Annotated in this window: 5 protein-coding genes; all 5 read right to left on the bottom strand. The window is 68.8% G+C overall.

Annotated features, from left to right (window positions below; translation table 11 throughout):
• Positions 1–19: 19 nt before the first annotated feature.
• Positions 20–1,729, bottom strand: a complete 1,710-nt coding sequence (locus tag OG936_RS19345; RefSeq protein ID WP_406496225.1) for a hypothetical protein — start codon at positions 1,727–1,729, stop codon at positions 20–22.
• A gap of 159 nt (positions 1,730–1,888) precedes the next feature.
• Positions 1,889–18,562 (bottom strand): hypothetical protein, encoded by a 16,674-nt coding sequence (locus OG936_RS19340; protein WP_406496223.1) that lies wholly within the window; start codon positions 18,560–18,562, stop codon positions 1,889–1,891.
• Between the two features lie 64 nt (positions 18,563–18,626).
• Positions 18,627–18,953 carry a hypothetical protein gene (locus OG936_RS19335; RefSeq protein WP_406496222.1) on the bottom strand — a complete coding sequence of 109 codons (327 nt, stop codon included), beginning with the start codon at positions 18,951–18,953 and terminating at the stop codon, positions 18,627–18,629.
• Positions 18,946–19,407, bottom strand: coding sequence for a YbaB/EbfC family nucleoid-associated protein (locus OG936_RS19330; protein ID WP_406496220.1), 462 nt, complete (start codon positions 19,405–19,407; stop codon positions 18,946–18,948). Before OG936_RS19330 ends, OG936_RS19335 begins: the two co-directional genes overlap by 8 nt.
• The gene (locus OG936_RS19325; RefSeq protein WP_406496218.1) at positions 19,407–21,452 is read right to left on the bottom strand and encodes a hypothetical protein; all 2,046 of its coding nucleotides are present in this window, start codon (positions 21,450–21,452) and stop codon (positions 19,407–19,409) included. Before OG936_RS19325 ends, OG936_RS19330 begins: the two co-directional genes overlap by 1 nt.
• Between the last annotated feature and the right edge of the window lie 122 nt (positions 21,453–21,574).

The following is a 21,574-nucleotide window of genomic DNA, read 5'->3' as shown; positions in this document are numbered from 1 at the left end:
GCGGGCGGAACGTAGCCGGCTACTTGGTGCACTCCACCCGGATCGGCGCGGCGGCGTGGTGGGCGTTCGCCCGTGACGACGAGCTCCAGTCGTCGCCGCGGTCGTGCAGTTTGACGCTCAGCACGCCGCTGTTGATCTTGTACGAGGGGGCTGCGATCCACTGGCCGCGGTGGCTCACCTGGGTGATCGTGAAGTGGCCGAGCTGGGTGGAGCCCGCGGTGCTCGTGCCGTCGTGGACGGTGTAGTACGTGGGCTGGCCACCGACGTGCCCGATATTGCTGTCGTTCGGTATGTAGACGCTGACCTTGCAACTGCCCGAGCTCACGTCACCGGTACGGAAGTTCCAGACCACGCTGTTGTCGCTGTCGTTGGAGTCGCCCGACATGGGAATCGAGCGGTACCAGCCGTTGCAGCCACCTGCGGCGTAGGAGCCGTCGTGGGTGGTCCAGCCCTTCTGGCCGTCGGTGTACTTGCCGCGTTCGGTGAAGGTGACCGCGCTGTTGGTGCAGTGCAGGCCGCCGACCGCCGAGAAGAGCACCGTGGGTGAGGCCGCAGTCTTCTGCGGGGTCGGGGCGGCGCTGTTTCCCGTCGAGGGGTCCGTCTTCGTTTCGGTCTGCTTGCCGGACCCAGAGCCCGTCTTGGTCTGCGTGGTCTTGTCGCCCGTCTTGGTCTGCGTGGTCTCGCCGCCCGCCTTGGTCTGCGTGGTCTTGCCGCCCGCCTTGCCCTTCGGGGCCTTGTCGCCCGCCTTGGTGCCGGTGGGCAGCTCCCCGGAGCTGCCGACGTTGTCCGCCGACGCGGCTTCGATGATGGGGGGAGCGTTCACGCCGCCCGTCGTCCCCGCCGTGCCTCCTGGGGCCTTCGGACTGCCCTTGCCCAGCGGTCCCTTGGAAGCATCCGCCTGCGGTACGTAGCCGTCCGCACCCGGGGCGGCGTCCGTGTATCCGGCACCGGTGTTCCTGCTGTTGTGCTCGGGGCCGTCCCCGCCGGTCGAGGAGGCGACGACGAACGGCAGGGACAGCAGCACCACGCCGCCGATCACGGCAGCCGCGACCATCGGCCGGGAGACCTTGCCGGGCGCCGGTCCTTCGTCCTTCGCGCCGACGCCTTCGGGGCCGTTGCCCGAATCGTCGGTGGTGATGGCGGTGGCCGCGGAGGCGGTACGGGTACGCGTACGGCTCCGGGTGAGGGTGCCCAGTACGGCGGTGAGTGCCGGAAGTCCACGGGACGGCGTGGCGGCGGCCGTCGCGGACGCGGTGGTGGTGGCTGCTGTGGTCTCCGGAACGCCGGCTGCTGCTGTGGCGACCGGTTCCGTGGCCGGTTCCGGAGCCGGTGCGGGCTGCGCGACGGCCTGCGGCCCGGACTTCTCGGCGGCAACCGGCTCGGCTGCGGGCGTCGAGGACGCGGTCGCCGCCTTCGCCGTCCCGGGCTCCTTCGCGGCCTTGGGGTCGAGTGCCGGTGCCGACGTCGGTGCGGTGCTCTCCGTCACGCGGGCGGCGGCAGGCACCTCCGCGCCGATCACGCCCCCGGCGAGCACCACGGCGGCTCCCTGCGAGGAACCGGCCCCGGACTCCGTCACCTTGGCGGAACCGGCCATGGGGGGCGCGCTGGTCGCAGCGGCGGGCTTCGGTGTTCGGGCTCCCGTCTCCGTACCCGCTTCCGGTACCGCCTCCTCCGATGTCTCCGCAGCAGCGGACACCTCGCTGTTCGCCTCGGGTTCCGTGTTCGCCATGGCCACCTCGCCTCTCCTGCTTCTCATCCTGCTCAAGTGCATCGCTCATGTGCGTCGGTCGCGTGCATCGCTAGCGTGCGTTTGGTCGTGTGCGTCGGTCGTACGCGTCGGTCGTACACGTCGGTCGTACACGTCGGTCGTACGCGTCGGCCGCGTGTGTCAGTCGTCCGTGCCGGACAGTGCGGCGAAGATCTGCGTGGACAGTGTCGCGGGTGGGCCTTCCTCCCGGAACACGCCCCCCTTGTACTGCCTTTCCAGCTGCGTCAGTTGGTACTGGACGAACTGCTTGTAGAGGGCCAGTTCCTCCGCCAGTTTTTTGGGTAGTGGCCCCGACCGCGTGGCGAGTTCCACCGTAAGGAACAGATCGGCCTGGTATTTCCCATTCTTGCGCGGGTCGAAGTCCGCGGGCACCTGGTCGGTGCCGTCCTTCGTCTCCATACGCCAGTACTCCGCCAACTCCCGCAGGCGCTGATCCGTGAAGACGTCCAGGCCCAGGTGCTGCGCCTCCTTGGACCAGTGCATGAAGGAGCGGAATCTCTGCTCCGTGCGGGTGGGTTCGCTGCCCAGCAGTTCGTTGGCGAGGGTGTCGAATCGTGTGTGGTCGCGGGCGAGGCGGATGTCCTCCTGTTTTTCGCGCTCGCTGTTCCGGTAGTTCTGTCCCAGGGTCTCGGGTGAAACGGGTTGCTGCCAGAAGGACTTGTCCTCACCCAGCTTGCTGACGTCCTCCGGGCGCACCTGGATGGCGTCCGCCAAGCGTTGCAGGTAGTTCGGGTGTACGCCCAGCGCGTAGGCCTGATCCTCCGTCTGGTGCGGGACGGGCGGCAGCGGATGGGTGCGCGAGTCGTTGAGCAGCTTCCGGGCCCCGGCCAGGTCCATGCTGACCACGTCGGACATCAGGCCACGCTTGGTGTGCAGATACGACGAGAAGTGCCACCACTCGAAGAGCGGCGCACCGAGTTCCGACATCCGCCGGACGAGCGCGCCCGTGTCCCCGGCCTCCAGCCGGGCGGCCAGCTGGTCGAGTGCGTCGAGGGCCGGGCGGAGCGGGGCCGAGCCCTGCAGGACGACCTCGATGCTGGTGAGATCGGAGGGATCCAGCCCGAGGGCGTCGGCCGCCGCGGCCGTGCGGTCGGTGCCGGTGCCGGCGCCCGTGTTCTCGTTCCCGCCCGTATGCGGGTCCGTGTTCGCGTTCGTGAGCGGGGCGGGCGGCTCCTGGTTCCGGTGCTGCGCCAACAACTCCCTTATGCCTGGCTCGTCGAGCAGCGCGCCCCGGGCGCGGCGCACCGAAGTCGTCACGTCCGACTTCCAGACCAGGTCCTGCTGGTGGTGCGGCTGCCCCTGCGGGCCCTGCCAGCCGGCCGGTGTCTGCGGTACCGGCGGCAGTTGCTCGGCCATGCCGAGCAGAAGGTTTTTCAGACTCGACTGGTCGGTGGGGTCGACCGTCATCAGCTCTGTCAGGGTGCTCGTGTCCGAGTTGCCCATCATGATTTGGAACAGTTCGGAGCGGCGCGTAAGCCTCATCGCCGGGGCGTCCACCGGCGACAGTTCCACGTCGAAGGTGAACCCGCTCAGTTCGCGGCGTTGGAGCGGGTCGGGCCAATTGAATTCGGCCGCCAGCCGCTTATTTACCTCTGGCAGCTGATGGTCGACCAGCTGGCTGAGTGGCTCCGCGGCCAACGACGGATGCGGCAGGACCCGGGTGACGCGCATCCCCAGGGTGCCGTCCTTGTACATCACCCGCTTGATACTGAACAGCGCCGTCGTGCCATCCGGTTTGGGCACGCTGTATTCCATGGAAGCGGTGACCGCGAGTATCTCGGGTGAGCTGTGCCGGAGCGGTGGCTGGTACGAGGAGGGCCGGACCCAGAGCTGCTCGCCGTCGCGGACGTGTCCCTGCATCCGTACGCCGTCGTGCACGCCCTCCCACAGATAGCCGCCCTCCGGGACCTCCACCCACGAACCGGCGCTGCGCGCGTTGCGGTGGGCCCGGACAATCGCGTTCCGGAGGTCGGACGTCGACCAGCGGTCGGGGAAGAGCAGTTGGCCGGTGCTCGTCGTGCCGTCGGCGCCGACCACGGTCTCGCTCTCCCGGTCGCCGAGCTGCCATTCGGGAGGGGGCGGAGCGCCGTTGTCGTAAGCCTGTGCCGTCAGCCCCCGCAGGTTCGGGTCCCTGAACCAGACCGTGGCCCACTGGGTGCCATTCGGGTGCGCGGTCCACAGCGGGTTGATCAGGACGCCCTGGCCGTCCTGCGCGCGGGCTCCTGCCGTCCCGGGCAGCGCGTAGTGGACGCCGGTCCTGTTGTAGGTGGAGCCGTACGTCACGAAGCGCAGCGCGACGTCCCCGATCGCGGGATCGTCGGCGGGCTCGCGGGATGGTGGCGGTTCGAGATGGGTGGGCGGCAGCAGGCCGCTCTGGTCGGGGTGCGGGGCGAAGTCGATGAGGGTGCCGGTGGTGTCGGCGGTGCCCTTGATGCGTACGCCCTGATAGACACCGTCGAACGACTGGCGTCCGGAGCGTTCGCTGTCGGGGATCAGGGTGCCCTTGCGGACGTGGTCGAGGTACACCTGGCGGGCCGCGTGCAGAACTTCGTCCGAGCTCCAGTGGTCCGGGAACATGGTCTGGACGCTGCCGTCCGGCCGCTTGCCCGCCCGGTAGGTGCCGTTGGGGTTGACCGGCCCGGTGGCTTCGGGGCGGAACCGTCCGGAGGGGCCGCGCGGGGCGAGCAGACCGTCGGCGCCGGTGCGGGAGTTGCCGCGCAGGACCCGTTCCCGTACGTCGAGCGGGATGTGCGCCCTGGCCTTGTCGTGCGGGCCCGTCCCCACGCCCGGGGTGTGCGACCAGGCGGCGTCGACCGCCATGGAGAGCAGCAGCAGATCCCGCGGCATGATCCGCAGCGACGGCGAGAGCCGCCCTGGGAAAGCCATGTGGTCCATGTCGAACTGCACGAGTCCCGCGTCGTCGATGCCGTAGCCGGACATCAGCGAATGGTCGTCGTGCACCGGCCGGGAGCCCCCCGTGGCCTCGCGGTACTGATCCTGGAAGCCGAGGAGATGGCCGGTCTCGTGCGCGATGACGTACGACTTGTCGGCTGTGTTCTTCCCCTCCTCCGAGACGTACCAGGTGGCGCTGTTGTCCCGGCCCTTCCCGTCCGGGTCCGGGTGCAGCTTCACCGTATGGTGCGCCTGTGCGGGATCGTCGACGAACTCCGTCTTCACCTGCAGCAGATCACCGTTCGGGAGACGGTGTTTCGGGTCGTTGTAGTACTTGTCGATGCCGCGCTTCGCCATCTCCTTGGCGTACGTGACGTGCTTCTCGGTGGCGCCCGCCTGCGGGTCCAGATGGATGCGCACCGTGACGTCGGAGCGCACACTGCCGTCGCTGAGCAGGACGCGTTCGACGGCGAACGAGCGCTCCCAGACGGACGCGGCGGCCCCGCCCAGGTTCATGGTCCGGTCACTGGGCGGCAGAATCTCGGCCTTGCCCAGCGACTGGACGTCGGTGACCGGCTTCGGGACGGGAGCCGGGGAGAAGGGGGCCGGGGGGAGCTCGGCGACGGAGTACTTGGAGGTGGGCTTCGGGGCGGGGGTGGGTGCAGTGGTCCCGTGCGGGTCGGTGTGCTGGGTGTGGAGCGGGGCGGTCGGCGAGGCGTGCGGCTGGGCGGGGGGCGGCTCCGTCGTCCCGTCGAAGTGCGAGTCGTTCTGCTGAAGGTGTGCGGATTGCGGCTTGACGCCCCCCAGCGGGGACTGATGGGGCCGGTGCGGGCTCGGGGTCATCACGATGTCCCCGTCCCAGTCCACCGGGGCGTCCTCGCCCATCACGATGTCCTCGTCGAAGACCGTGTGCGTCGGCGTGGCCTGGTGGGAGGGAGGGGGCTGCGCGCCCGGAGTGGCGGGGGTCATGGGGTTCTCCGACCACAGCTGGGCGAGCCGCTGCTGCACCTCGGCGCGGTGCTCCGTGACGTAAGGATCCAGCTGAGCCAGGCGGTCCCGCGCCCTGTCGAGCGCCGCCGGGTCCTGGGCCCGGCTCGCCTTGACGGCCGCGAACTTGGCCACGTTGCGCAGGTGTTCCACCTCGTACAGATGGCTCCGGAGGTCAGCGACGTCGAAGCCGGGCGGTGGCGGCACGATGTCCCTGACCGCCGACCAGTTGCCGACCAGGAAGTCCAGCTCGGCTGCGGTGAAGTGCCGCAGACCTTCGAGGGACATCCTGCTCCAGTGCAGGAAGCCGTGGTAGTCGAGGTCGGCGTCGCCGTTCTCGTCGCGGTCCTCGCCGAGGAGTTCGTCGGCGATCTCGTCGAACCGTTCCCGGTCCAGCTCGGCGCGGAGCTCCTCGATCTCCGTGCGGTGCCCGACCAGATACTCCAGCGCCAGCTCCTCCGGGGTGGCGGGGCGCTGCCAGAAGTCGGCGTCCATGTTCAGCCGGGTGACGTCCGAAGGGGTGTGCAGCTGCAGAGCGTCGGCGAGCCGGGTGAGGGCGAGCGGATGCACACCCAGCTCATGTGCGGTGGCGTCGGTGACTGCGTCGGTGTCCACCACCTCGGTGCGCTGCCACTGGTCGATCCGCTGCCGGCTCTCCTGCAGGTCCGGGCCGAGCAGGCTGCGCATGCTCTCACCCTGGCTGTGCTGGAAGGTCGACAGGTCCCACCAGTCGTCGGCGGAGACCCCGAGTTCCGACATCCGCCGGACGAACTCGCCCACCTGCGGTCCCGCGCCGAGCCGCGTCGCCAGCGTCTGCAGGGTGTGCAGTGCTTCGCTCGGCGTGGCGGCCTGGTGCAGTACGGGCAGGGCGCTGCGCAGATAGTCAGGGTGCAGGCCCAACGCCCTTGATACGGCGGCCAGATGGACCGGGTTGACGGGAGTGACCGGGCTGTCCAGGTTGACCGGCGTGTGGTCGCTCGGGTGCGTGGCCGAGCCCTCGGTGTGTCCGGTCGGGGCCGTCGGCTGCGGCAGTCTGACGATCTCGGCCCCGAGGATGAGCAGCGAGGTGCTGTTGATGCGAGTGGTGAGCTGCACGCCCGGCTCGGGCGTGGTCACGATGGTGAGCGTGCCCGGCTGGTCCAGGTCGGGGGTGCGCGGTGCGCTGCTCCGGGCCGCCCGCAGTGCGGCCAGCCGCAGCCGGTCCGGGGTCCAGCCGTCCGGCAGCCGGCCGTCCGGGGTGTGGGTGTAGTCGGACGCGAACGCGTCCTGGGTGAGCGCGGTCAGCGCCGCCTCGGTCGACTCCTTCGTGACGTGCGGGGCGTGGTCCTGGGAGCGGCGGGTGGCCAGCAGTTCCAGCAGACCGGGCTCGTCGAACAGTCCGGCGTGCGTGTTGCGGCGCAGCGCGGCCTCGACGTCCGCCGTGAACAGCGGGTTCGGTGTCCCGCCCTGCTGCTCGCGCGGGGCGTCCCAGGAGTCGGTGGACTGGGGCGTCGGGCGCCGGTGTTCGAGGACCTGGCGTACGAGATTCTGGCGGCCCGTGTCCGGGTCCACGTCGAAGCCCAGCAGCTGGGCCGCCGCGTCTTCGGGGTCGCGTACCGACAGCGCCCCGATGTCCGCACCGTCCTCGGGCTGGCCGGGCCGCTTCGTCGGGCGAAGCTCCACGGTGAACCGGGTCTTGGGAAGCCGGCCGTTCTCCTTGCTCTCTTCCCCGGAGTTGTAGGTGTCGTCGATGTGCTCCTGCACGTCGGACAGCTTCTCGCGCAGTTCGGCGAGGGCCTGCGGGTGCATGTTCCTCGGGTAGCGGACGATCCGGGTGAGGTTCAGCCCGCGGTCGCCGTTGGTGAACACCACGTGCGACACCCGGAAGTCGGCGAGTCCGCCGGACGCCCTGGCGAAGGTCATCGGGGTCTCGGAAGTGACCGCCACGATGTCCTCGGCGTTCCACTCCGGGTGCGGCTGGAAGCGGGACGGACGGAACCAGCGGTGCTCGCCGTCCTTCACGACCCCCTGCATCCGCACGCCGTCCGCCGTGCCCTCCCACAGGTAACCGCCGTCGGGCAGCACCTCGAAGAGGCCCTTGGCCAAGGCGTTGTCGTGTGCGTCCCGTACGACCTCGCGCAGATCACCGGGGGTCCATTTCTCGGGGAACAGCATCCGCGGATTGGTGCCCCAGCCGTCCTGGATGACCCCGTCGGGCGAGTCGCCCTCGCCGATTTTCAGGGTCACCTTCCCTGGTCCCGTCGGCGGGTTCCGGAACCACACTTCGGCCCGGCGCACGCCGTTGAAGTCGGGGCCCGTCAGCTTCTCGAAGCGGATGCCGCGGTCCGTCTGGGCCAGCTCGCGCTTCTCTTCGCCGTGTGCGTACTGCACCCCGGTCAGCGTCGAGGGGTCGCCGCGCAGCACGAAGCGCATCGAGGCTTCGCTGAACGCGGGCTCGTCGGACAGCTCGCGGGAAGGCGGCGGTTCGAGATGGGTGGGCGGCAGCAGGCCGCTCTGGTCGGGGTGCGGCGCGAAGTCGATGAGGGTGCCGGTGGTGTCGGCGGTGCCCTTGATGCGTACGCCCTGGTAGACACCGTCGAACGACTGGCGTCCGGAGCGTTCGCTGTCGGGGATCAGGGTGCCCTTGCGGACGTGGTCGAGGTACACCTGGCGGGCCGCGTGCAGGACTTCGTCCGGACTCCAGTGGTCCGGGAACATGGTCTGGACGCTGCCGTCCGGCCGCTTGCCCGCCCGGTAGGTGCCGTTGGGGTTGACCGGCCCGGTGGCTTCGGGGCGGAACCGTCCGGAGGGGCCGCGCGGGGCGAGCAGACCGTCGGCGCCGGTGCGGGAGTTGCCGCGCAGGACCCGTTCCCGTACGTCGAGCGGGATGTGCGCCCTGGCCTTGTCGTGCGGGCCCGTCCCCACGCCCGGGGTGTGCGACCAGGCGGCGTCGACCGCCATGGAGAGCAGCAGCAGATCCCGCGGCATGATCCGCAGCGACGGCGAGAGGTAGTGGTCGGACGTCATGTGGTCCATGTCGAACTGCACGAGTCCCGCGTCGTCGATGCCGTAAGCGGACATCAGCGAATGGTCGTCGTACACCGGCCGGAACGGCTCGCCCTCCTTGGCCTCCCGGTACTGGTCCTGGAAGCCGAGGAGATGGCCGGTCTCGTGCGCGATGACGTACGACTTGTCGATCGCGCCCGCCCCGCCCTCCGAGACGTACCAGGTGGCGCTGTCGTCCCGGCCGTCCCCGTTCGGGTCCGGGTGCAGCTTCACCTGCCGGTGCGCGTCTGCGGGATCGAAGACGAACTCCATCTTCACCTGCAGCAGATCACCGTTCGGGAGACGGTGTTTCGGGTCGTTGTAGTACTTGTCGATGCCGCGCTTCGCCATCTCCTTGGCGTACGTGACGTGCTTCTTGGTGGTGCCCGCCTGCGGGTCCAGATGGACGCGCACCGTGACGTCGGAGCGCACACTGCCGTCGCTGAGCAGGACGCGCTCGACGGCGAACGAGCGCTCCCAGACGGACGCGGCGGCCCCGCCCTTGTCCATGGTCCGGTCACTGGGCGGCAGAATCTCGGCCTTGCCCAGCGACTGGACGTCGGCGACCGGCTTCGGGAGGGGAGCCGGGGGAAGCTCGGCGACGGAGTAGTCGGCGGTGAGCGTGGGCGTGCCGGCGGGCTTGTGCGGGGGGACGGGTGCCGGGGACTCGTTCGGGCTGGTGTGCTGCGTCTGAAGAGGGGCGTTCGGCGAGGTGTTCGGGGCATGGGACGACTCGGTCCGCTGCTGGGCGGTCGGCTCCGTCGTCCCGTCGAAGTGCGAGCCGTTCTGCTGAAGGTGTACGGAGAGCGGCGCACCGCCCCCCGGCGCCGGCCGGAACCGGTCCGACCCGCCGGGGTTCGTCCCCGACGGCGGGGTGTGCACGGTCAGGTCCACGTGGAACGTTCCGGCCAGCAGCGGCAGGAATCTCTTCGGCCAGGAGGAGTCCCCGCTGTGCTCCCACTCGGAGACGGCCCTCTGCACCTCCTTGAACAGCAGGTTGCGGGCCCTGCGGGCCGCCGCCTCACTGGTCGGAACGGAGGTGTGCGGGAGGAGATCGGGGAGCAGTTCGGCGATCCCGTGCGGGCCCAGATCCCTCACATGGGCGTGCACGGCCTCCTTCATGCCGAGCACCAGCGTGTGCAGGTCCTGGTGGCTCTCGACATCGGACGCGGCCGAAGCGATGGCGCGCAGCTCGTCCGGGGAGTTGACCAGGGCCCTCAGCTTCTGCCCGAGGTGGGGGAGCTTCGGCCCGACTGCCGAGGGGGCGCTGACCAACAGCGAAGTGAGCTGCGAGTAGGCGTCGTCCGGCACCTTGAGCACCGGGCGGGGCGTACCCGGCACGGGTTCGAGGTCGGACCCGTCGTCGGAGACCGAGTCGTGGTCGGAGACCGAGTCGTGGTCGGATTCGTTGTCGGACGGCGTTTCCTGCGGAGGCTTCAGGTCCTTGGTCTGATCGACGTGCCGGTAGTGGCCGTCCTTCAGCAGCAGCTCGACGCCTTCGGCGCCCTCGTGGCCCGTCGCCTCGCTCCCGTCGGGCATGAACGTATGGCGTCTGCCGTCCACCAGCACCGTCACCGGCACCCCGAACAGCCGGGCTGCCAGCGGCGGGTACAGGTCACCCGCGCTGTCCTTGGCCGCGGACTCCTCGTTGGCGGGCCGCTCCGTCTGCGACGCGGCGAGCGCGGTCCGCTGCTCCGGGGTCAGTACCGCACGGTGGTTCTCGGTGGGGGCGCCCGCCGAGTGCGGAATCCACTTGCCCTCCGTGTACTCCCGGCCCTGCGGCGTCGACCTGTCCAGCAGGTTCTCCAGCCCGGCCGCGCGGACCTCGTCGGGCTCGAACTTGTCGGCGAGGTCCGGGTGGGTGTAATCCGCCAGGGCGTTGTCCCCGCCCCCGCGGAGGGTCTCTCCGAACAGCGCACGCAGCTCATTCGCCACACCGGTGAGGTCATGGCCCTTCGGGACGGCGATGCCCTGCTGCGCCAGCAGGTTCGGATCGATCCGGACCAGGTGCTCGGCCAGGGAGTGGAAGAAGCCGTTGCCGTCGTGCGAGACCGGGCCGACCGGGTGGATCCGACCGGACGGAAGATCCTCCACGCCGAGGAGTTCACCTTGGTCGTCGGTGAACTCCGCGTACGTGTCGGCCGGGGGTTCGGGCTTCTCCACGCCGTGGTCGTGCTCCACGGCCGGGTCGTAGGCCAGCACCTGGGGCTCAGTGGTCTCACCGCGCTCGTTCGCCGGGAGCCGGTGCCAGTCGTTGAGGGCGTCGGCGGCCGACCGCAGCGCGTGGTAGTGCTCGCCCGCGGCCCTCAGCTTCTGCTCCAGCGACTCCAGTTTCGGCCGGACCGTCTCCCGTACCGCGTTCAGTTCGGCGTTCGCCGCGTCCAGCGCCTGCTGCGCCGTCCGCCGGGCCTCGGGGGTGGTCGCCGCGTCCAGCCGGTGCTGCGCGTCCTGCACCACGAACGCCAGGTCGGTCAACGGGCGGTAGGTGCTCCAGTACGCGTCGTGGTTGGCCTTCCAGGTCTTCCACCCCTTGGTCACGTCGTCCCACTGCTTGGACAGCGCCTCGGGGTGGTTCTGGTCGTTGATGAGCCCCAGGTCGCGGGCCACGTCCTCGCGGATCCAGGCGAGCACCTCGGTGTCCGCCTCACCGGCCTGGAGGCCCGGCGGGTCGTAGCCCTCCCAGGTCAGCCCGCGGGCTGCCAGCCGGCCGACCGAGCTGTCCTTGATGTGACGGTGCACCCCGGCGACGGCCAGCCACTTCGTGGGTACGGAGAAGAGGAACGCCCGCCCGGTGTCCGGCTTCATGTTGATCTTGGCGGCGGTCGCCTCGTTGAACTTGAACTCCTCCGACGAGCCGACGCCCGGCGCGATGACCGGGGTGACCTGGTAGGTCGTCTTGTGCGAGTCGGCCCCGATGGCGTCACCGCCCAACCCACCGTTCTTGCTGTGGGACTGCCCCTCACCCACGTCGAAGCTCTCACCCGTGCCGGTGGCGAACTCCATCCGTACATCGGCCGTCGCGAGGAGCTTGGCCCCCGACAGGTCGAAGGCCGGGTGGAGTTGGAGGGTGCCGGTGGCGCCGCCGACGACCGTGTCGTCGACCAGGCCGAGCGGCTGGTAGCCGTTCTCGCCCAGCGCCGAACCGTCGATGAGCGAACCGGTCAGGGACATCTCGCCGGTGCCGGTCGTCAGCGTGTCGCCGCCACCCTTGCCGGGCGACAGCAGTTTGACCTTCGCGGCCTTGGCACGGGCCTCGACCAGCTGGTCACCGGTGAGCACACCCTGGGTCTCCACCCCCTTGCCCGCGTGTCCCCCGTTGAGGTGCTGGCTCTCGGCCTTCGCCAGGGTGATGTGGGCCAGATTCTCGACGTTCTTGGAGCCGAGTACCCGCGTGAAATGCACCCCGTTGCCGGGGACCAGCCCGGCGGGCCGATTGTCGCCGGACACGTGCTGGGTGAGGTGCCGGCTGATCCTGTCCGGCGTCGCGTTGTTCGACGGCCACACGTCCACGGCGGCGGGCGGCGGTGTGTACACATCGCCCTTGTTCTCCCCGCCCGGCTTGAGCAGTGCCAGCGGCTCCTGGCTCTTCGCGCTGCCCGCGCCCCAGGTGTGTTCCAGGACGACGTCGCCCTTGGTGTCCACCACCGTGACCACGACGTCGTACGAGGTGGAGACGGTGGCGAGCGGGCCGGGAATCACCGTCACCTGCGCCACGGTCTCCGACTCCGAGCTGGTCTGGCCGCCGCTCTTTCCCTTCGAACCGCTGGAGTTCCCCAGCGGGCCGCCCGACGAACCGTTCGGCCCGGTGATGCGTTCGGTGGCGTTCGCGGAAAGGCCGCGGGAGCGGGTGACGCCCCGCGAGGCGCTGTTGCTGGTGGTGACGGAGTGGCCGTTCTCCACATCGCCGAAGCCGAAGTCCTCGACCGTCCGGGTGCCGGGGACCTGCGTCACCGTCACCCGGTATTCCTTGCCTCCGAGAGGGAGGCTGTCGGTGAAACCGCGCCAGGGCGCACGGCCCCGGTACTGCTGCGGAATGCCGGACTCGACCATGGCCTGCCCGTGCCGTTCGGACAGCAGTGTCCTGATGGACTCCAGGCTGTTGCGGGTGAACCGCAGATTGCGCAGGGTCTGCATGAACTGCGCCCGCCCCGCGTCGTGACCGCTCGGCGCCGACACCGGTACGACCCCGAGCGGACTCTCCTTGAACCACGAGGAGTGCGACCAGGTCCCGGCCCCGTCGGCGAGACCGGGCACCCGCGCGATACCGGTGTTGAACAGATTCAGCGCGTGCGCCGCCTGTTCGGAGACCAGTCCGCGCCAGGCGTTCGCCTTGTCCACCAGCTGCCCGGTCCACGCGGGCAGCTTCGAGCGGAACGGGGTGAGGGCGCCGAGCTTGTCGGCGGACATCTCGACGCGGTACTGGGCGTCCGTCGTGACCGGCACCCACTGACCGTTCTCCGGAACGACGTTGACGGACCGGCTGATGGTCCTGCCGCCGCCCTGCGAGGTCACGCTGGAGCGCTGGTACGGGGTGGCGCCGAAGCCGTAACGCGTCGTGGTGGGTACGTCCGTCGGCTGCGCGGGGAAGTGCCCCGCGTTCACGTCGAACGACAGCACCCAGCCCTTGCTGCCGCCGCCCGAGACCGCCAGGTCCAGGGTGCGGTTCATCTCCGGCTTGAGGTCGACGGGGCCGCCCACAGCGGTCGGGTTCCCCCGCCGTCCGACGAGGCGTATGTCGCCCGTCGCGCCGTACAGGAAACCCGGGGCGCGTACGTCGTTGAGCTGCTTGCCCGTCGGGGAGAACACCTGGTCGGAGTCGGAGGTCAGCGCCATCGAGCCGAAGGCGTTGTTCATCCGCTGGTGCTGGCTGGTCCCCTCGGTCGTCAGCGACCACTCACCGCGGGTCGCCCGGTTCGCGACCAGCGGGCCCGCCTGCTGGAGGTGATGGTCCGTCGGCACGTAGAGGGTGATGACCGGGATGTTCTTGAGCGAGTCGCCGCGCTGCCACTCCGAGGGCGCCCACAGGTCCTCGGTCTCGGTCTGCGGGTCCAGCTCCCGCGAGGTGGTCTCGCGGCCGGTGACGAACGGGTTGGCCGCGCCCTCCGCATGCGGGTCGACCTTCGGCATGTACTGCTCCGACAGATGGAGCATCACGCTGAAGTCCCCGAGCGTGGCCTCGGAGCCGCCCACGATGGCCGGCTCGTGGATCTTGCGCCCCGCTCGGCCGAGCGTGAGGGCCCGGTACGGCGCGTGCCACTGGTGCACGCCCACCAGCTCGGCCGTGAACCGGCCGGTCGCCAGGAAGGAATGCACCCCGGCCGGGGTGGCCGTCACGTCCTCGCGGCCGGCTGTGAACGTGGTGCCGTTGCCCCGGGTGTGCTGGCGGCTCGCGCCGGCCTTGGCCCCCACTACACCGATGTGGGCCGGCGTACCGGTACGGAACGTTTCGTTCGAGCGCAGTTCGACGGTGCCGCCCGCCTGGGCCCCGAAGGTGTGCGTGGTGCTGTGGGCGTTGCCCACGCGCTCACCGGCGTTGTTGTTCTGGCGGGTCATCCGGTCACGGTCGGTGCCCTGGTAGACCGGCGGATCGAGATCGGCCTTCAGGTTCAGCGCGAAGAGATTCTCCTTGGTGAGGTTGCGGCCGAACAGCTTGACGGACAGCCCGTCGTGGGCGAGTTCGTTGAGCGTCGCCGCCAGGTTCCGCTCGTCGAACTTGGCGATGATGATGCGGGTGTTGGCCTCGGCCCGGTCCCGCTCGCCGCTGATGGCCTGCGTGAACTTGGTCCATTGGCTGCGCGGATCGGCGGTGTTCGCACGCGGGCGCGGGGCGACCAGCACCGAGTCGCCGTGCGTCCGGTTGATCCAGTCGAGTACCCGGTCGACGAGTACGTTCGGGGACGTCGGGTCCGGGGAGTGGCTCTTGTCGATGACGAGGTCGGTGGCCCTGGTGTGCGTCAGGTCGTAGTCGCCGTTGCGCCAGTGCGCGGGCAGCGGCGGCTCGCTCCCCTCGGGACGGGTATGGGTGTCGGGGTCCCAGCCCGCCCGCTCGCGGGCCTCGCGCACCGGCAGCCGTACGAGATTCCAGGTGTCGAGGATCCTCGTCTCGCCCTCGAACGTGACGGGTACCTTCAGCTCCTGGAGGTAGAGGGCCGTGGAACTGCCCTTCACCCGCCCGGTGATCTTGCGCCCCACGTTCCCGCCCTGGAGCGAGACCTCGCTGGAGTCGTGGCTGTAGTGCAGGGTGAGCCCGAGCTGCATGAAGATGTGCGGCGCCTGGTCGGTCGGGATGGCGAACCGCGAACCGCCGAAGAAGGCCACCACATAACGCCGGTTGTCCTGGACCAGGATCTCGTTCTTCACGGTGATGGCGTCCGTGATGCGCATCTCGGCGTCGTCCACGACCTCGATCAGATGGTGCTCGCCGGATATCGCCTTGCCCACCTGGAAGCTGCCCGCGGACTGGCCGTTGCGCCTGCGCACGTCGAGCGGTGCCAGCGGTCCACGGGCCATCTCGTCGGACATGCTGTGGAAGCGGTCCGTGCTGAAGTAGTCGCTGAGCTGCTTGTGCTTGTACCCGCCCGGCCTGGCTTCGAGCTTCTGGACCGCCCAGTCGAAGAGCGACTTCACCGGGCCGAAGCCCTCGGTGCTCGGTGAGCCGAGAGGCGAGCCGGGCGGCGGGGTGAAGTTGCGCGGCACGCGTAGCTCCGTCTCCTTCGGCACGGCGGAACCCTTGGACACCCGGGTCGTCATCCCGTTCTTGATGCCCGCGCCGAAGGATGCGATCTGCTCGTCCGGGTGGAACTCGACCTGGTAATAGACGTCCTGGTGAAAGGACTCGCTGCCGCCGGTCGTGCGCGTCTCACGCTGGTACGAACGCTGGTCGTGGGTGCCGACGACATGCTTCTGGTTGTGACTGGTGCTCCCGCGGAGGTCCAGCAGCATCCGGGCGTCGGACGGCAGCGCCCCGGCGGCCAACCCCATCTGGAGACCGGTGCCCCGGGACGTGCCGGTGTTCGTACCGGTCTGCTGCTGGAGCTGCTGGGACGTGTCCAGCTTGTGCGGGTCGCGGGCCTCGGAGTCCGGATGGTGGGTCCACGTGTCGGCGTACGGGATGGCCTTGACGGTCATCACGGTCCGCTTCGCCTTGGTGAGGCTCGTTCCGAGGAAGGGGACGCTGTGCTTGACGACGAACCGACGGCCGTCGCCGAGGAACGAGTTCGGGTGCCGGGCCAGTTCGTCGTCGATCTGCTGGATCACGGAGGCGTCGGCCCGGTCGCCGTTGAGCTTACGGTTGAGCGCGGCGTTGAGCTTGTCGTGGAGCGTCCGGCCGATGCTCGCGCCCTGGCGCGGCTGAAGCAGCTTGGTGCTGCTGTGGCCTGCGGCGGAGCCGGTGGGGAGCGGGGTCTCCCGCCCGGCCTGGTTCTTGACGTACTGGCTGACGTCGTGCTGCCAGAGGGGAGGACGGGGGGCGTCCTCGGTGACCGCCCTGGGGGTATTCGTGGGGGGCGTCAGGGTGTCGTCGTGCCGGGGGTCGTCATCCGGAGTCTGCTCGTTCGTCTGCTCGTTGGTCTGCTCGTTGGTCTGGGTGTTCGTCTGGTCGTTGGTCTGCTCGTTGGTCTGCTCGTTGGTCTGGGTGTTCGTCTGGTCGTTGGACTGCTGACCGGTCTGCTGTCCGGTGTGCTGGTTGAGCTGCTGATCCGTCTGCTGGTTGGTCTGCCGGTCGGACTGCTGCTGTTGTTGTTGTACGGAGTGCTCGTTGGCCTGCTCGTTGCTCTGGTTCCTCTGCTCGTTCTGGAGCTGATCCGTGTCGAGTGCCGAGTTGTCCCGGTGCACGCTGGAGACGACGTTGTCGTGGGACAGCGGCTTCGGAGGGGGCGACGTCTCCGAAACCGTCTCGTTGACATCGACCGTCTCCGTGACGTTGTTCGCCGTGGACTTCGGGGCCGTGACCGATTCATTGGTCTGCGTGAGCGACGAGTCGAAGTCGGTGGAAGTGGTCTGCGTCGAAGTCGGTCGCCGCAGAGGCTTCAGTTCGATGCTGCTGCTGCCTTCACCATTGTTCGGCAGAAGGGGGGATTGGTTCGAACGGCGGGGCGGGGAAGCCGCATGGGGCGTGTTTTCCGGCGCCGTGTGAGTGGACGACTGGTTCGGCGAGGTGGTCGATGCCGAGTTGGCCGGGGGTGCGGAGGTGACCGGGGCGACCTGCGGGACCGGGGCGATCGGCGTGACCGGGGCCTCGGACTGGTTCTCGGAGTGCGAAGTGGACGTGGACTGCCCGTCGTTCGTGTGGTTGACCGTCTGGACCGACGTGTCCGAGGAGGTCGTCGCCACCGGCTTCACCGGCGTCACCGAGTTGTGGGACGTGACCGTGTTGTTGGTCGTGTCGTCGTTCGCGTCGTTCGTCGACGTGTCGGTCGAGGTGCCACTGCCCGTGCTGTGCGCCGTGTTCGTCGTCGTGTTTGTCGTCGCGCCCGAAGTTGTGTTCGTCGTCGTGAGGTTCGGCCCGTTGTTCGGCGCGTCCGATCCGGGTCCGCTCGCATCGAGGCTCTTGTCCAGGCCCTTGTCGTGCCCGACGCCGAGGCCCGACGTGTCGAAATGGTGGGACATGGCATGCACGACGGGGCGGACGAGATACACGTGTCCGCCGTGGCTCAGTCCGCCGGTCAGCATGCCCGCGACGAATGTGTCCCACGACGTGGTGAAGCCGTCCTGGTAGATCAGGTTGTAGAAACCCTCACCGAGGTTCTGGCCCACGGACTCGACGAGCAGCCCACTGCCCACCATGCCCAATCGGAATCGCTTGTTACCCTGGAATCCCACGTGCATCAGGGCCTGGGGCAGGTCGTCGGCGAGCGCCTTCAGCGCGGTCTTGTCGAGCTTGCTGCTCAGTTCCTTGGTGAGTTCCTTGCTGAGCGCTTCCGCCGCACCCTTGGTCGGGCCCGACCAGTGCTTGGTGACGGTCTCGGCCCAGGTCTTGCCGACCTGACGGGCCTCCTCCTTCGTCAGCCCGTTGAAGGGGGATTTGGCGAACTCCTTGCCCATGTTCTTGATGAAGTTGTCGCTCGCGGCCTTGGCGCCCTCTTTTCCACCGACCTTGGTGAAGCCCTTGGTGAGGCTGAGGTCGTGTTCGCTCAGTAGCTTGGCCACGTTCTTGGCCAGGTCACCAGACCCCTTGCCCCCGACCTTCTCCAGGGTCTTGAAGGCCGTCTTCAGCTCCTTGGTGAGGAGCTTCGACAGGCCCGTACCGAGCTTGTTGCCCAGCCATTTGCCGATCCCCGGGGCGAGCAGGCTGAGCGGTCCGGTGACCAGGCCCTGGATCGCGCCGAACTTGACCGCGTCCAGCAGCAGCTTGTTGTCGAAGCCGTCCCGGTGATGCTGGTCTATCTGGATCATCTGGATGATGCGGTCCATCGCTATGCCCATGCCGACCCCGAGGGCGACGTGCTGGGCGATCCTCTTGAGCAGCTCCTTGATCAACATCTTGAGGAACAGCCGGGTGAAGAGCGTGCGCCAGCTCAGTCCCGACAGCAGTGCCTCACCGAAGCCGGGCACCCACGAGAACGCCATGGCGTACATGAACTCGGCCAGCAGCTCGATGAGCTGGGCGAGCATCATCCACTTCGTGTACTCGGCCTGGTTCGCGGTGTCCCGGGCGACCTGCGCCATGGTCTGGGACTGCTCGGCCGCCGCGTCGAGGAACGAGCTGTCGCCGCCCGCGATGACCTTGCCCAGATTGAGAAAGGCGGTGGCCGCGTCGCCCTCGAAGTTGTTCTGGATGCTCTGGAGCAACAGCACGAGCTGGTCGTCGAGCTGCTTGTAGTCGTCGCCCACGGAGTCGTAGAGATCCGCTGCGTTCCGGAGTTCGTCCTCATTGGCCTGTGGCCACTTCATGCCCGTGAGGGCATGCATGATCCACTCAACCGCCGGGGAGGGGGTCAGCATCCGCGTGTTCTCATCATGTGGCGTCGCTCGACCAACTGGTCGCGAGTGACTGGGCTTCGTCCTCGACCCGGTCGAACAGGCCCATCACGTCGGATCCCGTGTACCCGACCTGTTCGACCAGGGTCTTGAGCAGGGTCAGCAGGTCGTGCAGGTGTGTCATGCCGGGGTCGATGGTCTCGTGGTACTGCTTGGCGATCTCGTCGTCCTTGCCGCCGCCGGCGATATTGATCTTGTCGATCTGGGCCAGGTAGTCGCCGATCTGCTTGATCAGCGACCCGATCTGCGGGTATTGAGCGAACTGCTGCTTGAGCTGGTCGATGGTGGTGATCTTCTCAGCCATCCGAGGCACCGCCCTTCCCCTTGCCCGTGCCGTTCCGGCCGGCGCCCGGCGTGCCGCCCGGCCCCGCCGGCCCCGGCCACATCTCCCGCAACGGGCCCATCAAATCGTCCATTTCGGTGCCGCCCGTCATCGACTTGCGCAGGGCGGCGCCCGCCCCCTGGAACGGCGAGATGGTCTCGCGGACCTTCTGCCCGGCCTGCTCCCTGGCCTGGCCGATGACCTCGACCAGCGCCGCACCCAGCTCGGCGGGAGCCATGTCGCGGTACGCGTCCGTATGGAACTTGATCTCCCGCACGTCGCCCTGGGCGCCAGCGACGACCGTCAGCATCCGGTCCTTCGACTGCACGGTGACCGTGTACTTGGCCAGCTCTCGCTGGGTCGCGAGGAGGGACTCGCGGTGCTCAGCGAGCTTTCCCATCATCTCGTCGAGCTGTTCCTGGAATCCGTTACCCATCAGCCGATCACTCCCGGTGCTGCTTCCTGGGAGGTGCCCCAGGTCTCTTCGTCCTCGGCCAGCCAGGTGCGACGCTCGCGGTCCCGCTCGCCGCCGCCTCCGCCTACGCCTCCGCCTCCGCCGCCCATGGGAGGCATCATCGGCTGGCCGTTGGACGAGGTGCGGTTCATCGCGGAGGACTCCCTGGCCGCGGTCGCGGCGGCCAGATTGGGCTCATTGGCCGAGGTGCGGGCCCGGATGCGCTCGGAGATCGAGGTCCTGGGATCGCCGACGGTCCGGCTGGTGGGGAGCCGCTCGTTGACCCGGGGCGGCGTCTCCTCCAGGTTCAGCCTGTTCCTGTCGCCGCCTCCGGTCCTGTACCCGTTGCTGCTGGTCTCGGTACGGGCCTGACCGCGGACGTGGGAGAGGGCCTGCTGGTAGGCCTTCTCCTGCTCGACCTCCCGGGCCTGCTGCGCCTTCCGCTGCTTCAGCTGCTGTTCCTGCAGTTCCTGCTGGTCCTTCAGCTGCTGCTGCTGGTTCGCCTTCTGCAGCTTGAGCTGCTTTTCCTGCAGTTCCTGCTGTTCCTTCAGCTGCTGCTTGCTGTTGCTGCTGCTGGGGCCGGTCGACGACGACGGGCCGATGTGGGAGTTCGCCGGAGCCTTGAGGGGCTTGTTGTCGGCGCCCATCAGCAGCTTGCCGTCGGGCCCGGTGATCGTGCCGTCCTTGTTGATGTGGGACCCGGGCGGGATCCGGGTTTCGTTGCCCTTTGAGTCCTTGATCGGCTGGTTGTTCTTGTCGAGCAGCGTGTTGCCGGTGCCGTTCCCCGTACTGGTCTGCGGGGGACCGGTCGTCTTCGACTCCGGCGGCGGCATGGAGTTGAATTTGGAGTTGGTCTGCGGCGGCCCAGTGACACTCGAACTCCCGGGCGGCTTGTCACCGGGGTTGGTGTCCGTGCCGGGCGGCTTGTCCCCGAGGTTGGTGTCCGTGCCGGGCGGCTTGTCCCCGGGGTTGGTGTCCGTGCCCGGGGGCTTGTCGCCCGGGTTCGTATCGGTGCCCGGAGGCTTGTCGCCGGGGTTGGTGTCCGTGCCGGGGGGCTTCGGCGCGTTGGGATCGCGGTACGGCGGCGCGGTGAGCGCGTTGGGCGGGATCACGTCGATCGCCTGCTGGTAGACGATTTCCACGGACCGCATCTGCGCATTGGCGACGGTGTCCAGCCAGGACAGCCCGCCCAACCAGGCGTCCTTCGACTTCTGCTCCAGCGCGGACCAGAAGTCCGCCTTCGTCGGATTTCCGAGTCCCGGCACGTCGAGATAGGCGTCGCCTGACGCGTCGAATTGGAGCGACGTGGCGTTGAGGGCATTGAAGAACTGGTCGTGGACATGGTTGGCGGGCCAGGCGGCCGCGCTGTTGCGGTAGCCGTCGGCCGCGTTGACCAGCGCGTACAGCGCCTCGTGGATCATGGCGCGCGCATCGTCGATGCGATACGGGATGTCCCCGTAGTTCGTCACCTCCTGGTAGAGGTAGGCCACTTGCTGCTGTACGGCCACGAGGGTCCGCTTGAGGGCCCCGGCCGCCGTGCCCTGCATCTCGGAGTCCGGCACGTCGATTTCTTTGGCCCACGACTTGAGCTCGTTCTGCACATCGGTCAGATGACCGAGCATCCCGCGCATCATCATCCCGGCCGTGTCGAAACTGCCCAGGCTGAGCGAGGAGTTGCCGTTCGGGGTGTTCAACGCCGGCCCGATGATCGCCCAGGGTTCGTGGATGAACTTGGACAGCGCGGTGTCCGAGCCGTTCTCCCCGACTTCGGGCGTCAGAGAGAACCCGATCTGGTACGTGTAGTTCGTGGAGTTCTTCCCGGTGCCCGACTTGCTCCAGCTCTGCGCCCAGGCGTAGTCATAGCCGCTGGGAGTACCGGCGCTGGGCCGGGCCGTCGGGTTGACCACGTGATCGGTCTTGAACCACGCGCCCCCCGTCACGTCGGTGCGGTTGGTCACCTTGCCCTGACCGGGGCCGTCTTTGGCGACGACGACGGCGAGCGCGTCCTCCCACTTCCGGTCGACCATGACGGGCTCCTTACGGGTGCGATGCAGACGGTTGAGCAGTGCAGACAGGTGAGCGGTGCGGCGGTTGAGCGGTACAGGCGCCGGGCGGGCCGGCACCGCCCGGCGCTGACGTCGAGCGGTGC

It is taken from the genome of Streptomyces sp. NBC_00846 (assembly GCF_045207325.1).
In the GTDB taxonomy this organism is placed as follows: domain Bacteria; phylum Actinomycetota; class Actinomycetes; order Streptomycetales; family Streptomycetaceae; genus Streptomyces.
The sequence above is the reverse complement of the archived record's forward strand: the minus strand, read 5'-3'. Positions and strand labels throughout refer to the sequence as shown.